Origin of the sequence: Cyclobacterium jeungdonense, assembly GCF_010994275.1 — a bacterium.
GTDB classification, from domain to species: Bacteria; Bacteroidota; Bacteroidia; order Cytophagales; family Cyclobacteriaceae; genus Cyclobacterium; species Cyclobacterium jeungdonense.
Genome location: NZ_WMCD01000005.1, coordinates 21,238 through 38,199 on the forward strand (window position 1 = coordinate 21,238; position 16,962 = coordinate 38,199).

Consider the following 16,962-nt stretch of genomic DNA (forward strand, 5'->3'; position numbering starts at 1 on the left):
GGTATAAATTGCTACTTTTAGAATCTACGCAGACGCAAATTAGATGAAGAGCCGTAATCTCTTACTTGTATTGCCCTTTCTGGCACTTGCTATTTATTGGTCATGGCCCAAAGATGACCTGATAAGTTACAACCGTGACATAAGGCCCATCGTCAACCAAAAATGCATTTCCTGCCATGGCGGCGTGAAGCAATCTGGCGGATTTTCCCTGCTTTTTGAATCGGATGCCAAAATGCCTACTGAATCCGGAAAACCAGCCATCATTCCCGGGGATGCAGATGCCTCCGAAATGCTTACGCGCCTACAGCACTCAGACCCCGAAATGCGAATGCCTCTGGGAAAAAATCCCCTTTCCGAGACAGAGATTAAGCTGATAAAAAAGTGGATCAATCAAGGTGCCAACTGGGAAAAACACTGGGCTTACATTCCTCCGGAAAAAGATATATCCCCGCCTTCACTTCCCAGGGAGCTTGAGGCGAAAAACGAAATTGACCACTTCATTTTCAGCAAACTTTCGCAAATGGACCTGGCCCCTAATCCGCCAGCCCCCAAAGAAATACTTCTACGCAGGTTGGCCCTGGACATTACCGGCATTCCTCCTACATTAAAAGAATACGAGGACTTTCTCAAGGATACTTCTCCGGAAGCCTATGAAAAGACAGTAGACCGCTTGCTGGACTCTCCGCATTTTGGGGAGAAGTGGGCCTCTTTTTGGCTGGACCTGGCCCGATATGCGGATTCGAAAGGTTACGAAAAAGACCTGCACCGTGAAATCTGGAAATACCGGGACTGGCTCATCGAGGCTTTCAACCAGGACATGCCCTATGATGAATTTACCGTCAAGCAGCTTGCCGGCGATTTACTTCCTGATCCCACGGAAAACGACTTGCTGGCAACCGCATTTCACCGAAACACCATGGCGAATGACGAGGGAGGCACCAATGACGAAGAGTTTCGGGTCGCAGCGGTAATGGAGCGGGTAGGCACTACTTTTGAAGTTTGGCAAGGCACGACTATGGCCTGCGTGCAGTGTCACAGCCACCCTTACGATCCGATACGACACGAAGATTTCTATAAATCCATGGCCTTCTTCAACAATACCCGCGACAAGGATCTGTACAATGAACAACCAAAAGTATTTACCTACGAACCTACCGAAAAAGCAAAGGTCCGACAACTGCTGACCTGGGTTAATGAACAAATTCAACCTGAGGATAAATTGCCTCAAATAACGGAGGCCTTTTTGCACCGGCAAAAAGAAACCCTGCTTTACAAGCTCGGTCATCGGAGAGTGGAAGCCGAAGAGTTTCAGGACAAAAGCCGCTTTATAGAACTGGTAGGGCATGATCAGGCTTCCATATGGCAAGTCCAGGACAGTTCCTGGGTCATGTATGAGCAGGTAGACCTGACAGAAGTAGAGGCGATTTCCCTGGGCTATGCTTCGCTGACCGGGGGTAAGGTAGAAATCCGGCTGGACTCCATACTGGGCACCAAAATCGGTGAAGGAACGTTTGAAGTCACGGCGAAGGGTTTTCCCGGAAACCGGCCAGAACAATGGCAAACCCTCACTATTCCAATTCAGCCTACGGAGGCAAAGCGTGATGTCTATTATTATTTTAAAAAGGACCGGGTTTTTGCGCAGGACCTTGTGCGGGTAGACTGGCTTTATTACCAGGAAAAGTCACCAGAGATAGCCGGCTATTCAGCAGAAATCCGGGCAAAAATAGACTCCCTGCAGGAAATCAAGCCCGTGCAAACGCCCATACTGGGAGAATTGCCAAAAGACCAGACCAGGAAAACGGCTGTTTTTGAACGTGGTGACTGGCGAAGCAGGGGAAAAGAAGTGCAGGCCGGTATCCCGGAAATCATGGGCACCATTAACCAAGCAAAACCCAACCGAATGGATTTTGCACAATGGCTGGTCAGTGAAGAAAATCCCCTGACTGCCCGCGTCATGGTAAATCGCATTTGGGAGCAGCTTTTTGGGTTTGGCCTGGTGGAGAGCATGGAGGACTTTGGAAGTCAGGGCATCCCTCCCACCCATCCCGAACTACTGGACTGGCTGGCCGTAACCTTTCGGGAGGACCTGAACTGGTCGGTCAAATCCCTGATCAAAAAAATCGTTATGTCCTCCACCTACCGTCAACACTCCACTGTAACTGAAGAAAAGCAAAATAAAGACCCCTATAATAAGTACCTGTCCCGGGGCTCTCGTACCCGACTACCGGCAGAGACGATCCGGGACCAGGCGTTGGCGATCAGTGGCTTATTGAACCCCGAAAGCTATGGGCCCAGCGTGATGCCTTTTCAGCCGGAACACATTATCAGTTTTGGCGGTAAATTCTGGAATGTAAGCGAAGGAGAAGATGCCTACCGACGGGCTGTCTACACGTATTGGAAACGAACACATCCTTATCCCTCGATGGTAACCTTTGATAATCCCAGCCGGGAAGTATGTACGTCCCGAAGAATACGCACAAATACCCCACTGCAATCCCTGGTCCTACTCAATGACCCTGTTTATTTGGAAGCAGCTACGGCCTGGGCACAAAAAATACTGAAAGAGTATAAAACGGACATCAAAACAGGCATCGAAAAAAACCTGCAGCTCATTACCGCCAAAGTCCCTGAAAAGGAAAAGGTCGCCGTATTGCACCAATTATACCAGGAATCTCTCGCCTACTATATGCAAGAGGGAGCGGATTTGGATGAAGATCCGGAACTAGCGGCCATGCGGCTGGTAAGCAATGCCATGCTAAATTTAGACGAATTTGTAACCAGAAGATAAGATGACTATTTGGGAAGAAGCATTTCTCCGGAAAGCACAGTACAATAGCCGCAGGCATTTTTTAAAAAAATGTACTTCCGGCATTGGAGCGCTGGCATTGGGCTCGCTGATGGGTTGCGGTCGGGAAGGTAGTTCGGCTGCTGAGACAGCCTTCCTCGCCGGGCAGGGACCCCATTTTGCTCCAAAAGCCAAAAGCGTCATTTTCCTTCACATGGCAGGAGGTCCTTCGCACCTGGAACTCTTCGACTACAAACCCACCCTTCAGAAGCTAAATGGACAAGCCACCCCGGCGTCCCTGATGGAGGGAAAGGAGTTTGCTTTCCTTAAAGGAACACCCAAACTACTGGGACCTCAGACCAATTTTGCGCAATATGGCGAATCCAGAGCTTATGTCTCCGATTACCTCCCCGAATTCGCCAAAATGGTGGATGAGGTTAGCTTCCTGAAAGCCATGCATACCAACGAATTCAATCATGCACCGGCCCAATTGTTCATGCATACCGGAAGTCCAAGACTGGGCAAACCGAGCATGGGTGCCTGGTCAATTTACGGATTGGGATCGGAAAACGAAGACCTGCCGGGCTACGTGGTGCTCAATTCAGGAGGAGGGGCCATCAGTGCCGGAAAAAGCGCCTGGGGCAGCGGCTTCTTGCCTACCGTCTACCAGGGAGTGCAATGCCGTTCTCAGGGAGATCCGGTATTGTTTTTATCTAATCCCAGTTCCATTGATGAACATCTCCGGAAAAAATCCATTGATGCCATCAACCAAATCAATCAGATGGAATACGAACAGGCTGGAGATCCGGAAATTTTGACCCGGATAGCCCAATACGAGCTGGCTTTTCGCATGCAAACTTCTGTGCCGGAAACCATGAATATCAATGATGAACCCGCGCACATTCATCAAATGTACGGTACAGAGCCCGGCAAAGCTTCCTTCGCCAACAATTGCGTTCTGGCCCGAAGACTGGTGGAAAAAGGTGTTCGTTTTGTGCAGCTATTTGATAACCGCTGGGATACCCATGGCGTAGGCGCCGGAAACGGAGTGGGAGAAGGAATGCGCAGATCCTGCAAAGCCATTGACCAGCCCATTGCCGCTTTACTGAAAGACCTGAAACAACGCGGGCTATTAGAACAAACACTGGTGGTATGGGGAGGAGAGTTTGGCCGAACGCCCATGATGGAAGCACGTACTGGTGAAGGATTTGACGGTAGGGACCATCACCTGGCGGCCTTTACCATGTGGATGGCAGGTGCCGGTGTCAAAAAAGGAAAAGTTCACGGCGTCACCGACGAAATCGGCTACTATGGCATCGAAGGGCAGACCCATGTGCACGACCTCCAGGCCACAATTCTTGAAAGGCTAGGCTTTGACCATGAAAAGTTAACCTATGAATTCCAGGGAAGAAACTTCAGGTTAACCGATGTGCATGGAAAAGTTATTAATGAAATCCTTTCCTGATTAATGACAACTGTTTTTGAATACAAATTTGCTCCGATCAACCCAATTTAGAAAGCTAAAATGGGTTTGATGGCGGCCCCTTCCTTATCCACACTTCGTGAAGTAACGGTTGCGGTCGTTCTGAAAAGCCCTTCTGTCGCTACTTCGGAGGATGGATTGAATGGGGTAACTTGAGTTAGTTCGGCACCCTGGCCGGTTAGCATCAATCCATTTTTCCCCATGGCCATCAGTTCCCCTTTCTGATCCAGGACAAATCGAAAATTGTTTCCTCCTATCCGGATGCTATAATTAATCTCGCTGGAATCGGCAAAAAATTCAAGAGCTGAATGCTTATTTACAGGCGGGTACCTCCTGTGAAAATCGCTTTCAGTGAGGACCTTCCCATCGGCCACATGGGCAGTTTCCCAAAGCAATTGACCGCTTGAATCAAATTTGCTGACATAAAACCCGTTGTATTTTTGGGCTTTAAACCGGAACGGATTTTTTCCAAAGGACTTTTCACCAGATAAACCGCTGATATAAAACGCTCCGCTGCGCTCATCAAGGCTAAAGCCAAAGAAGGCTCCAATTCGGTAGGCCTTTCGGGACGGACCAGGTCCAAAAGAGGAATAGTTGAAATAATTGTAATCCTTTGCCAGTACAAAATGGCGATCATTTTCATCCAGATGGAGAGAAGGGCGGATCGCTTGATTTTCAGGACTGTAATCTAGATCGAAATTTTTGATCAATTGCCCGTTGGAATCGAAACTGACTACCTGACAATGCAGTGTATTGGATTCCATGTCTGCGTCCTTCAACACCATGTATTTTTCCGTACCTACCTGTCCGGCAAAGGTCCACTGTGGGTTCCACCTGCTCTCAGGGATTTCGGGCAAACTAACCACCACCTGATCAAATCGGAAATCAGAAATCCGGAACCGATTGAGCAAAAAGTTCAGATTCGGGGTTTTACCCAACCTGAATTTATCAGGATCTTGATCTGCTGTCAAAAAATACAGATAGGCCTCATCGGCAAATACCGCATGAAGCGATTCGCCCATCAGCTTTTGCTGGTCTTCAAAAGACAGGCTACGAAGCAACTTTCCATCGTGCATGTGATAAATGAAAGCTGTACCCGGGCCTTTGAGGGAGGGGGAAATTTCCACCACAAAAACCTGCTCCCCGTTGGGAGATGCCAACAGCTCTGTTTGTCCGTTTGCGGAATGTGACGGGAGGGATATCTCCCATCGTTTCTGCCCGGATTCATCGAAGTGAAGGACGGTAAATTGCCTTTTTTGACTTTTAAATCCTTCCAAAATACCTTCTTTTCCCAAGTCCAAAACCTGACGCTCAACTGCTGGCTCATTTACCAGGCAAGCATTTTGCCGGGCAATTAGTCCGGTGAAGCTAATCAAAAGAAAAATCAACGTAAAAATCACCACTCCCCTCATAATGCACTAGTTTAAAAGTTGCTATTTGCTGTTTATAATTCAAATTACATAATTATTAATGTGAATTACAAATTATTAGCTGTTAAAAATTAAAGTGTCTGGAAAAAATCCACCATAAGCGGGATGTTGGTTAGATTTAAAAGGATGATTAATGAAAACATTACCGGTCAATTCTAGGTTTTTACTCTAAAATGGAATTTCTATATTACTTATTTTAGTTATTTTTATCCAAAACCCTTTTATCTCTAGCAATTAATCAGTCAATCGTCTAAAGCGTCAAATCATAAAATGTCTGAAAAACGACTAAGAAAGACTTTACGGCTGTTCGATGTGTATGCCATAAGTACAGGAGCCATGTTCAGCTCGGGTTTCTTTTTATTGCCCGGGCTTGCTGCAGCCATGACGGGTCCTTCGGTGGTATTGGCCTATCTGGTGGCTGGTGCCATGATGTATCCTACCATGCTTAGCGTAGCTGAATTGGCCACTGCCATGCCGCGAGCTGGGGGTGCTTATTATTTCATTGACCGAAGTTTAGGACCCTTGTTTGGAACTATTGGTGGCATCGGATCGTGGTTTGCTTTGATATTTAAAAGTGCTTTCGCGCTGATAGGAATGGGAGCTTACGTGTCAATTTTTATAGATGTGCCCATTACACCTGTTGCCATAGGATTGACCCTAACCTTCGGATTTACCAATATTATTGGTTCAAAAGAGGCCGGTTGGTTACAAAAAGTGTTGGTTGCTACGCTAGTGATAATCCTTACCTTTTATACGGTTCAAGGTTTGGCAAAAGTATTTCAATTCGATTTTTTCAACCATCTCAGGGAAGAATACGATGTTTTTTTTCTTGATGGAACCAGGGGATTTTTTGGTTCCATAGGCCTCGTCTTTGTTTCTTATGCAGGCCTGACCAAAGTGGCAAGCGTGGCGGAGGAAGTTCACAATCCGGATAAAAATATTCCATTAGCCATGTTTCTATCATTGGCTACCGCAACCATTATCTATGTGGTGGGCGTTTTTATCATGGTATCGTTGCTTGACAAGGAGGTGTTTTTTTCGGATTTGACACCCGTCGCTACTGCAGGAGAAGTATTCATGACATGGCTGCCAGGAAAAACCGGATTGATTCTGGTGGTTATTGCAGCCATTGCGGCTTTTGCTTCTACTGCCAATGCAGGTATCATGTCAGCGGCCAGGTATCCACTGGGCATGGCCCGAGACCAGTTGATTCCTGCCTATTTTGGGAAGTTGGGGAAGTTTCAAACTCCCTTTTATGCTACACTGGCCACTACAGCATTGATGGTCTTCCTGTTATTGGTTTTTAATGTAGAATCGGTTGCCAAAATTGCGAGTACCTTCCAGCTCCTGTTATTTGGGTTGCTAAATATCTGTGTCATCGTCATGCGCGAAAGCGAACTAAAAGGCTATGACCCCGGTTTCAGGTCGCCCTATTATCCCTGGGTGCAACTTACGGGCTTACTTTTTTCGGTGTTTTTAATCATTGAAATGGGTTTTTTATCGCTGATTTTTACCTTTTTGATTATCGGCGCCAGTATTTTCTGGTATTTCAGTTATGCGAAGGATAAGGTCAAACGAGAGGGAGCCATGTTTCATGTATACAGCAAATTGGGCCAACGGCGTTACGATGGATTGGAAATGGAGCTTTGGTCCATGATGAAGGAAAAAGGATTGAGAGCGGAAGACCCCTATGAAAAAGTGATAAGCCGGGCATTAATAATGGATACCAATGCCGACAAGGTTAATTACGAGCAGTTGCTTGAAACAGTGTCCAGTCATTTTGCCACAAAGACCGGTTTGCGAAAAAAACAGTTATTGAAAGCTTTTAGAGACGAAAATGAGGAGGGATTAATTGCCATTGGGAAAACCACTGCATTAAAACACATCCGGTTTGAGGAAGAGTTGGAATCGGAAGTAGCCATCGCTCGCTTCAAGGAGGGCTTACCTGTTAAGTTTGAGTTTTTTGAATTGTTTAAAGCAAAGAAAAGAAACTGGAGCAAAAAATTGCATGCCGTGCTGTTTCTCATAAGCTCCAAAAAACATTCCGGCCAACACCTGCGGATGCTTGCTCACCTGGCAGAAATCCTGGACAATGAAAATTTCCCCAAACGATGGTTGGAAGCTGCGGATGAGAGCGAGTTGCGTCAGATCCTGCTCAGAGACGAACGGTTTATCAACCTACTTCTCGAAACCGGAAAACCCTCAGGCGTACTTATAGGAAAAATGATTCAGGATTTGAAACTTCCCGAGAAATCACTGATCACGGTGATCAAAAGGGAAGGAAAGATCATATTCCCTCACGGAAATTCGGTGCTTAAAGAAAGAGATGAACTGTCAATCATAGGAGAAAAGCAGGAAATTGATGAAATTCGCAGCTTGTACGAAGCCGCTACCCGGACGACCAACGAAAAGAGATCCGAGTAGTGGCCCTTTTTATCCATCTGCAGGAAAGCTTTTATGAATCTATTGAAGGACAAATCCAGCAATAGCTGGCTTATATTGGGCATTTTGCTGGTGTCTTTTAATCTTCGCCCCTCCATTACGGCTGTGGGCCCACTCATTCCCTTTATTCGGGAGGACATGAACTTATCCAATGGCCTGGCTGGTTTTCTAACGACATTACCACTGCTTACTTTTGCTACCTTTTCTTTGTTTTCGGCGGCCATCGGCAACCGCCTAGGCAAGGCGAAAGCGATTTTTTTGGGTTTGCTAATCCTGGGAACGGGATCGGTACTCCGGGTTTCGGCAGGACCTTTTGCCTTGTACCTGGGCACGGCACTGACTGGAATTGGCATCGTCATCTGCAATGTGCTGCTGATTCCCCTTGTAAAATCACGGATGCCTTCCAATACAGGAAAAGTAATGGGCATGTTCAGTACGGGTATGTCTTTACTGGCAGCAATTGCGACCGCAGTGAGTGTTCCCCTGGCCCAAGGTCTTGGTTGGGGCTGGAGAGGGTCCTTGCTATTCTGGACATCCTTTCTCTTTTTAGCACTGCTGGTTTGGTGGCCGCAATTGGCCTTTTCCCCGAAACCGCAAAAGCAAATCGAAAAAACGGGTATATCCGTCTGGCGCTCGCGCTTGGCATGGCAGGTAACCTTGTTTATGGGGGTCCAATCCCTGTTGTTTTTTACCCTGATTACCTGGTTACCCGACATGATGATCGACAAAGGGCTAAGCGCCACCCATGCGGGTCTTATGGCATCCATGATGCAGGTGGTGGGGTTGCTGGGGACGTTATTTGCCCCGGTAGTTGCTAGCCGTTTCCGGCAGCAATCCGGCATTGCCGTTTCCATTGGGGCGATTTATCTGCTGGGATTCAGCACCTTGTTTTCACCAACCATCTGGCTGAACGTATTGGGCATCGCTGTGGTGGGACTGGGAATGGGAGCGAGCATCAGCCTGGCCTACCTCCTGATCGCCCTGCGGACGAAAAATGACCGCTACACCGCAGGACTATCCGGGATGGCGCAATCTGCCGGGTATTTTCTAGCTGCCTTTGGCCCCATGCTTTTCGGAATGGCATTTGACCGATGGCAGGATTGGGACATGCTGGTCTACCTGATGCTGGCTTCTTCCCTCTTTTTCACTGGCTTCGGGTATTTAGCAGGAAGAAACCGAACAGTATAATACACCATCCCCCCAGCAGATCCTTTACAAATTATCCCCATATTTTCCGTACGTTTGTGTTTTCGAACCATACAGTTATTTCATGCAGGAATTATTAGAATCCCTGGGCATTTCCCAATCGCTTTTTGACTACCTGGTTATGCCCTTGTTTATCTTTTTTGCCCGGGTAGTAGATGTTTCGATCAATACGCTGCGCATCATGTTTGTATTGAACGGCAAGAAAACAGTAGCTCCTGTGCTGGGATTCTTTGAAGCACTGATTTGGCTAATCGCTATCGGACAGATTTTTCAAAACATCAACAATCCGCTTTCTTACATAGCCTATGCTGGCGGTTATGCCATGGGTACGTATGTAGGCATGGTCATTGAAGAACGTCTTGCACTGGGCAGGGTATTGGTAAGGATCATTACTCCCGAACCCCTGCCTGAACTGGTAGAATTTATGAAAGAAAAAGAATACCGCTTTACCTCTGTCGGTGCAGAAGGCCGTTTTGGTAAAGTCATACTTATGTTTACCGTCATCAAAAGAGAACGTTTGAAAGAATTTATCGGCAAGCTCAGGGAAAGCAATGAGAAGGCTTTTTACACCATTGAGAGTGTCAAAAGGGTTTCAGAAGACGAGGTCAACGTCATGGAAGACCGGCCCCGATTCACTACCCGCCTTCGAAATCTTATCCGAAAATAGGGCTACTCTTTTTTCAGCGGAAGCTCCCCTAAGTTCCGCATGTTTCGCAGAATCCATGCCTGTCTTTGCCGAATGTAAGAAGTGGGTTGATCGGGTCTCCAGCGCAAGGGATTGGGCAACACAGCCGCTATTAGTGCAGCTTCCTGCCTGCTAAGATCTGCTGCCGCTTTACCAAAATAAAACTGAGAGGCTGCTTCCGCTCCATAGATTCCGTCTCCCATTTCAATGACATTCAGATACACTTCCATGACTCTTTCCTTAGACCAAAAAAACTCTATCAAAAAGGTTAAATAGGCCTCCATCCCTTTTCGAAGTAGGTTTCTTCCAGGCCATAGAAAAACGTTTTTAGCGGTTTGATTACTAATGGTACTTCCGCCTCTGATCCTTTTCCCTTCCCTGTTCTCCTCCAGGGCACTTTCGATTGCCTCCCAATCAAACCCCCCATGATCCAAAAATTTCTGGTCTTCAGAAGCAATGACTGCACGGTACAAATTAGGAGAGATGGCTTCTATTCGCACCCAATCCTTTTGAAATCGAAAGTCCCTATCATCGTCCAGAACCTGCTCCACAGCCCGGATCCCCATCAAAGGAGTAAAAAGAACTGGTAATATACCCAGTGCGATTACTGCCATGATGGAAAATAAGAACAGCCCAAGGAATATCCTGGCCAACCAAACAAAGGTTTTTTTCACAAACGAATTATTTCGATAAATAAACCCATCACCCTATCCAAAGCGGACAGGGGATGGGCGTTGGCTAACTAAAAGGGTTTGAGTCTCGTATTGGTAACGTATATGGAAATCAATCTAATAACCAGTGTCTGAAAGAATTCCGATTACGAATGAACTCATCAATCTTCTACACTGTATTGGGACAAATCCAGAACTTCGTCCTCCAGGTAATGCGGGTAAATCTTTAGATGTATTTTCTTTACCTCCGCGGTAACCACTTTTCGAAATCCTTCAATGTTGGTCCCATTTCCGGCTGCCATAAAGACAGGGCTGATGGAGGATTTCTTTGCATAACTCTCCTCAAGCTTCTCAAAATCGATAAAATTAGCTTCTTCTACTTCGTGCGCGGACATCAACATCAGTTCTTCCTCAGAAGGCATTTTTGGAGCCACATCGATTTTATTAAACACCATGATCACAGGCTTGTCACCCGCACCCATTTCGTTTAAGGTTTGATTGACCACCGTAATCTGATCCTCAAAATTAGGATGCGAAAGATCCACCACGTGTATGAGTAAGTCTGCCTCTTCAATCTCTGCCAGCGTGGATTTAAAGGATTCAATCAGGTGAGTAGGCAGCTTACGGATAAACCCAACCGTATCGGAAATCAGAAAAGGGATGTTTTCAAGGACCACCTTCCTCACGGTTGAATCCACCGTTGCAAAAAGCTTGTTCTCGGCTAGAATATTTGCTTTGGTAAGCAGGTTCATCAGCGTACTTTTTCCCACATTGGTATACCCAACCAAAGCTACCCGTACAATGCCCTTTCGGCCTTTGCGCTGGGTATGTCCTTGTTTCTCGATTTTCTTTAGCTTTTCTTTTAGCAAATCAATTTTTTGCCGGATGTCTCGCTTATCCGTTTCGATTTCCTTTTCTCCAGCACCACCCCTGGTGGCCGTTCCTCCACGCTGTCTTTCCAGGTGCGTCCACATTCGGGTCAGCCTGGGCAATAAGTACTGGTATCGTGCCAGCTCCACCTGCGTTTTTGCCTGCGCTGTCTGCGCCCTGCTTAAGAAAATATCAAGAATCAACATGGAGCGGTCATATACCTTAATCTTGAGTTCGTTCTCCAATATTTTCACCTGTGAAGGGCTGAGATCCTCGTCAAAAATCGCCATATCGACGGAAAAGTATTCGATATAAGTCTTGATTTCCTCCAATTTACCGGAACCAACAAAGGTTCTGGCATCCGGTTTATCCATTCGCTGGGTAAACCGATGTATGGATTTTGCACCCAGCGTTTCTGTCAGGAAGGCCAATTCGTCCAGGTGCTCCTGCACTACTTGTTCTGTTTCCTGCTGATGGATTAGCGCAATCAAAACTGCCGTCTCCTCTTTTGGGGCAGTATCTACCAATTTAGCAATTTTTCTGCTGTATTTACTCATTCAAAGGTTTGTTCAAACTATCATTCAATTGTCCGAAGATTTATAACGTAGTTTCGCAGCAATAGATTCCTGATGGGATGAATTTGTACGTTGCGAATTGCTCTTGCAATCAATTTTTGATTTCTTATCCGGAAACCCCAGGCAAAATTCATCCACAAGTACTGCGTTTTCAATACATATTTACCAAATTGCACCGTTTTAGTCATTAATAAACAAAAAGAGGCATGGAAATCAAAAAGACAGCAATCCAGGACGTTTTTGAAATCTACCCAAAAATTTTCGAAGATGCAAGGGGCTATTTTTTAGAAAGTTACCGGGAGGACTTGTTTCAAAAACACGGAATGAACACCCGTTGGGTGCAAGACAATCAGTCCTACTCACAGGCTGGAATCGTGCGCGGACTCCACTTTCAGACCGGAATGCATTCCCAGGCCAAGTTAGTAAGGGTCATCAGCGGAAAGGTGCTGGATGTGTGCGTAGATCTTCGCAAAGGATCACCTACTTTTGGTGAATACCATTCGGTGATTCTGGACGAAGCACTTCAGAACATGCTCTACGTTCCTACCGGTTTTGCTCATGGTTTTGCCGTGATAAAAGATGCAGTTTTTACCTATAAGTGCTCCAACGTTTATCACAAAGAAAGTGAGGGGGGAATTATTTGGAATGATAAGCAGTTAAGCATTGATTGGGGAGTGGATAATCCGCTCCTATCCGAAAAGGACCAATCCTGGCCTGATCTGAAAAAATTCGAAGAATTAAGCAGAGGAGGACTTTAATGTCTATATTCGATTTATTCACTAAACAAAGAACATCATCCGAAAAGCAGGCGCTGGATCTTAGTTGGCTCCAGGCCGATATGCACAGTCACTTGATTCCAGGAATTGATGATGGCTCGCAATCAATGGAAGAGTCCGTACTATTGGTAAAGCGGCTGGCCTCCTACGGATTGAAAAAACTCATCATTACCCCGCATATCATGAGTGAGTTTTTTAGAAATACGCCTGAGACTATCCAAAGCGGGCTTAGGAAATTGAAAAGAGCCGTTGGAGAAGCCGGAATTACAATTGAGCTGGAAGCAGCAGCGGAATATTATTTGGATGAGATCTTTTTTGAAAAGGTAGAAAAGAACGAACCGCTACTTAGCTTTGGAAAAAACAAAATGGTGCTGGTAGAGACCGGGTTTATGAGTAAGCCCCACATTCTGCTGGAAACCTTTTTCCAAATGGAAATGGCCGGATACCAACCGGTATTTGCCCACCCCGAAAGGTACATCTACCTGCACCAGGAAAGCAGTACACTTGAGGGCCTGGCAGACCGCAACATCCCTTTTCAGTTAAACCTGCTTTCACTTACCGGCTATTATTCTAAAGGAGTAAAGAAATTTGCCGAAAAGTTAATCGATCGGGAGCTGGTAAAACTTGCCGGAACGGACTGTCACAACGAAAAATACCTGGATGCGTTGGAAAAGTTACCACAGGAAAAGTATTTTAACAAATTGCAGGATATGGACCTTTGGAATAAAAATTTGTAAGCACCGCTCATGATGCTAAAGTTGTGAAAAAGATACTCATCACCGGCATAACCGGTCTATTGGGAAGCTACCTCGCTAAAAGTCTTTCCGGCAAAGCATTGATTTCCGGAACTCGAAGAGCCGGCAGCAACACGGATTTGCTAGGAAGCCTGGCTGAAAGTATCCAGTGGTACGAGGGAGAAATCACCGATGTAGAAATGCTTACCGAAGCCTGTCAGGATCAGGATTTGGTCATTCATTCCGCGGGACTGGTCTCGTTTGACGATTCTAAAAAGGAAGCACTGCTGAAAACCAATGCTCAGGGCACCGCTTGCCTGGTGAATGCCATGCTTCCTTTAAAGCAAAAAAAACTGGTTTTTATCAGCTCGGTAGCGGCATTGGGCAGACAGGAGAATCAGCTCTCCCTTACAGAAGAGCAAAAATGGCTCAATTCCGAACTGAATACCCCCTATGGTATTTCAAAGCACCTGGCAGAACTGGAAGTCTGGCGAGGGGCTCAGGAAGGGTTGCAGGTGATGGTTTTTAATCCCTCCGTTTTGCTTGCAAAAATAACTGATGAACGCAGTAGCAGTCAGATCTACCGGTACGTGTTGGACGGCAATCGCTACTACCCTAAAGGCAACATCAATTATATCGATATTCGAGATGCGGTTGCGGTCATGCTTCAACTGATAGAAGAGGGGGAATGGAATCAACGGTATATCATTAGCAAAGAAAGCCTTCCCTATAGGGATTTTTTCAACGAAATGGCCCTGGTTTTCGGAAAGAAGCCCCCGAGCATCGCCCTTAGCAATTGGTTGGCTGCTTGGGTAATCCGCTGGTCCCGTTTACACAACTGGTTTTCAAAAAGCAAGCTACCCATCAGCCGCCAAACCGTTCGAGCGGCTCAGACCAGAGTAGGGTACGACAACAGCAAAATTAAAGAAGCAACCGGATACGCCTTTACCCCTTTGAAAGACACCTTTGAGTGGGCTATGGCAAATGAAAAGGAAAAAGGCGAAAGTAAAAGAACCTAAAATGAAAATATTTGGTATCTTAAACGTAAAATTCATATCAAACCTATGACAGGAGATTTTGACAATCACTCGGATCAGGAGAAGGAATTGGTACAGCGATTTGAAAATTCTCTCAAATCCAATATGGGCCTATTTTTTGGTGAAGAAGAATTGGAGGATATCATCAGGTATTACCATGATCATTTCAAATACAAGAAGGCCTATAAAACCAGCGAATGGGCTTTGCAGAAATTCCCTTTTTCGGTAGAAATAAAACTTTTGATGGCTCAATCCCTCCTTTTCATGGATGAGTTGGAAGAAAGCCTGGAACTACTGGAAAACCTAAATAACCTTTCCCCGAACAATGAGGAAATCGTATTGACCATGGCCAATGCTTTGTCTTTACTGGACCAATACGAGGATGCTATCCAGCTGCTGAAAGGGTTTTTGCCTTTGGCCGAGGACAAGGCTGAGGTATATTATCTGCTTGGGAATTTCTACCGAAGCGACAAAAAAATGGACGAGGCCATCAACTGCTTTAAAGAGGTGGTAAAATTAAAGATCAATCACGAAGATGCCCTCTTCCAATTGGCCATGATGACTGAAGAAGAAGGCTCCTTCGATGAAATCCTCAATTTCTACCAGGAATTTATCGATCAAGATCCTTACAATGCCAATGCCTGGTACAATCTGGGGGTGGTCTACAATCGCCTTGGTAAATTCACAGAAGCCATCGATGCGTACGATTACGCCCTGCTCATTGATGACTCATTTGCTTCGGCCTATTTTAACCTGGGAAATGCGCTGATGAATACCCTTCAGTACGATAAAGCCCTGGAAGCCTATCAAAACACCATCAACTGCGAAGGCAGTAATGCAGAAAACTGCTGTTACCTGGCCGCTTCCTATGAAAAGCTGGACCAGATAGAAATGGCCTTCAAATACTTCAAGAAATCTGCCAAACTAGATCCGGAATACGACGATGCCTGGTTTGGTCTTGGTATGTGCATGATGAAGAAGAAGAAATTTTTTGAAGCTATCCATTATTTCAAAAAAGCGTTGAATTTAACTTCAGAGAATGCTAATTACTGGGTAGGTCTTGCAGGAGCCGAATACGAATTGGGAAACCTTCAGGCCAGTTCGGAGGCATACGAAGAGGCCATTAACCTGGAGCCTGGTATTATTGAGACTTATATAAACCTTTCTCTAATCTATTTCGATCAGAACCGCTTTGAAGAAGCAGAGGATGTCATCAAAGAAGGAATGGAGGAATTGCCTGAGGAAGCAGAACTCTATTACCGACTGGTGGTATACCTTATTAAAACAGGTAAATACAAAGAAGCCTTTTCAATTTTGGAAAATGCATTAACTTTGGACTTCGAAAAACACGAATTGCTTTACGAACTGATGCCCGAGTTGGAAAAACAGAAAGCAATATTTAAAATTATCAACCAGTATAGAGAGGATTTTAAAAGATAAAATTTCTTTTGTCTCAATTTTATCAAAATTTTATTGAATGAATTACGATCTTAAGAGCATTCCATCCCGGACTGACAAACCTAGAAATTCAGGATTTACCATGGCCATGGATAAGGGGCTTAGCCTTCGGGAAGTGGAAGATTTTATTGAAGTCAGTGGAGATTACGTAGATATTGTCAAACTAGGATGGGCGACTTCTTTTGTCACCAAAAATTTACGTAAAAAAATTGATATTTACCGAGCGGCTGGAATCCCGGTTTATTTAGGAGGAACCCTCTTTGAAGCATTCGTCATCCGCGATCAATTTGACGATTATGTACGACTTTTAGAGGAATACCAACTTGAGTTCGCTGAGGTATCCGACGGATCCATCACCCTGGACCATAACAAAAAATGCAAGTACATTGAAACGATGGCCAAAAAGGTAACCGTTTTGTCCGAGGTGGGTTCAAAAGATGCCGCCAAAATTATTCCTCCTTACAAATGGATCGACCAGATGCAGAAAGAATTGAATGCCGGAGCCTGGAAGGTAATCGGTGAATCCCGGGAAGGGGGAACGGTCGGCCTTTTCAGGGATTCCGGAGAAGTACGGCAAGGCCTGGTAGAGGAAATCCTCACCCAGATACCCGAAGAAAAAATCATCTGGGAGGCACCTCAAAAAGAACAACAGGTATGGTTCATTAAACTTTTGGGATCAAATGTAAATCTCGGAAATATCGCGCCAAACGAAATCATTCCCCTGGAAACATTAAGGCTGGGTTTGAGAGGGGACACTTTTGATTTCTTTTTGAACCTCTGATTTTTTTTGGTTCTACTACTAAACAGGGC

General features: G+C 45.6%; 13 protein-coding genes. 10 read left to right on the forward strand and 3 right to left on the reverse strand.

Annotated elements, in window-relative coordinates; translation table 11 throughout:
• Window positions 1-43 precede the first annotated feature (43 nt).
• Entirely contained in the window at window positions 44-2,788 is a 2,745-nt protein-coding gene (locus GKS34_RS11615; RefSeq protein WP_163384998.1) for a DUF1553 domain-containing protein, read from the forward strand.
• 1 nt (window position 2,789) lies between these two features.
• Window positions 2,790-4,250: a DUF1501 domain-containing protein gene (locus GKS34_RS11620; protein ID WP_163384999.1), complete on the forward strand. Its 1,461-nt coding sequence runs from the start codon at window positions 2,790-2,792 to the stop codon at window positions 4,248-4,250.
• A 47-nt stretch (window positions 4,251-4,297) separates the two neighbouring features.
• Here the strand turns inward: GKS34_RS11620 and GKS34_RS11625 are convergent, their stop codons facing one another.
• On the reverse strand, window positions 4,298-5,680 hold the full coding sequence (locus GKS34_RS11625; RefSeq protein WP_163385000.1) for a hypothetical protein: 1,383 nt from the start codon (window positions 5,678-5,680) through the stop codon (window positions 4,298-4,300).
• A 288-nt stretch (window positions 5,681-5,968) separates the two neighbouring features.
• Here GKS34_RS11625 and GKS34_RS11630 point away from each other — a divergent pair, with 288 nt between their 5' ends.
• The 3 genes from GKS34_RS11630 to GKS34_RS11640 all read left to right on the forward strand — a co-directional run bounded on the left by GKS34_RS11630 (window position 5,969) and on the right by GKS34_RS11640 (window position 10,013).
• On the forward strand, window positions 5,969-8,122 hold the full coding sequence (locus tag GKS34_RS11630; RefSeq protein WP_163385001.1) for an amino acid permease: 2,154 nt from the start codon (window positions 5,969-5,971) through the stop codon (window positions 8,120-8,122).
• 33 nt (window positions 8,123-8,155) lie between these two features.
• On the forward strand, window positions 8,156-9,328 hold the full coding sequence (locus tag GKS34_RS11635; RefSeq protein WP_163385002.1) for a CynX/NimT family MFS transporter: 1,173 nt from the start codon (window positions 8,156-8,158) through the stop codon (window positions 9,326-9,328).
• A gap of 82 nt (window positions 9,329-9,410) precedes the next feature.
• A complete protein-coding gene (locus GKS34_RS11640; protein WP_163385003.1) occupies window positions 9,411-10,013 on the forward strand; it encodes a DUF2179 domain-containing protein in 603 nt (200 codons plus the stop codon).
• Between the two features lie 2 nt (window positions 10,014-10,015).
• Here GKS34_RS11640 and mtgA read toward each other — a convergent pair whose 3' ends face one another.
• Together mtgA and hflX are read right to left on the reverse strand one after the other, a co-directional pair.
• Window positions 10,016-10,705 (reverse strand): monofunctional biosynthetic peptidoglycan transglycosylase, encoded by a 690-nt coding sequence (mtgA, locus tag GKS34_RS11645; protein WP_163385004.1) that lies wholly within the window; start codon window positions 10,703-10,705, stop codon window positions 10,016-10,018.
• A 158-nt stretch (window positions 10,706-10,863) separates the two neighbouring features.
• Window positions 10,864-12,129 (reverse strand): GTPase HflX, encoded by a 1,266-nt coding sequence (gene hflX, locus GKS34_RS11650; RefSeq protein WP_163385005.1) that lies wholly within the window; start codon window positions 12,127-12,129, stop codon window positions 10,864-10,866.
• Window positions 12,130-12,353: 224 nt separating this feature from the next.
• Here hflX and rfbC point away from each other — a divergent pair, with 224 nt between their 5' ends.
• The 5 genes from rfbC to GKS34_RS11675 are packed head-to-tail and all read left to right on the forward strand — an operon-like array spanning window position 12,354 to window position 16,933.
• The gene (gene rfbC, locus GKS34_RS11655) at window positions 12,354-12,905 is read left to right on the forward strand and encodes a dTDP-4-dehydrorhamnose 3,5-epimerase (protein ID WP_163385006.1); all 552 of its coding nucleotides are present in this window, start codon (window positions 12,354-12,356) and stop codon (window positions 12,903-12,905) included.
• The gene (locus GKS34_RS11660; RefSeq protein WP_163385007.1) at window positions 12,905-13,660 is read left to right on the forward strand and encodes a tyrosine-protein phosphatase; all 756 of its coding nucleotides are present in this window, start codon (window positions 12,905-12,907) and stop codon (window positions 13,658-13,660) included. Before rfbC ends, GKS34_RS11660 begins: the two co-directional genes overlap by 1 nt.
• A gap of 23 nt (window positions 13,661-13,683) precedes the next feature.
• Entirely contained in the window at window positions 13,684-14,676 is a 993-nt protein-coding gene (locus tag GKS34_RS11665) for an NAD-dependent epimerase/dehydratase family protein (protein ID WP_163385008.1), read from the forward strand.
• 45 nt (window positions 14,677-14,721) lie between these two features.
• Window positions 14,722-16,134, forward strand: coding sequence for a tetratricopeptide repeat protein (locus GKS34_RS11670; protein WP_163385009.1), 1,413 nt, complete (start codon window positions 14,722-14,724; stop codon window positions 16,132-16,134).
• 37 nt (window positions 16,135-16,171) lie between these two features.
• On the forward strand, window positions 16,172-16,933 hold the full coding sequence (locus tag GKS34_RS11675) for a phosphosulfolactate synthase (protein WP_163385010.1): 762 nt from the start codon (window positions 16,172-16,174) through the stop codon (window positions 16,931-16,933).
• Window positions 16,934-16,962 lie beyond the last annotated feature (29 nt).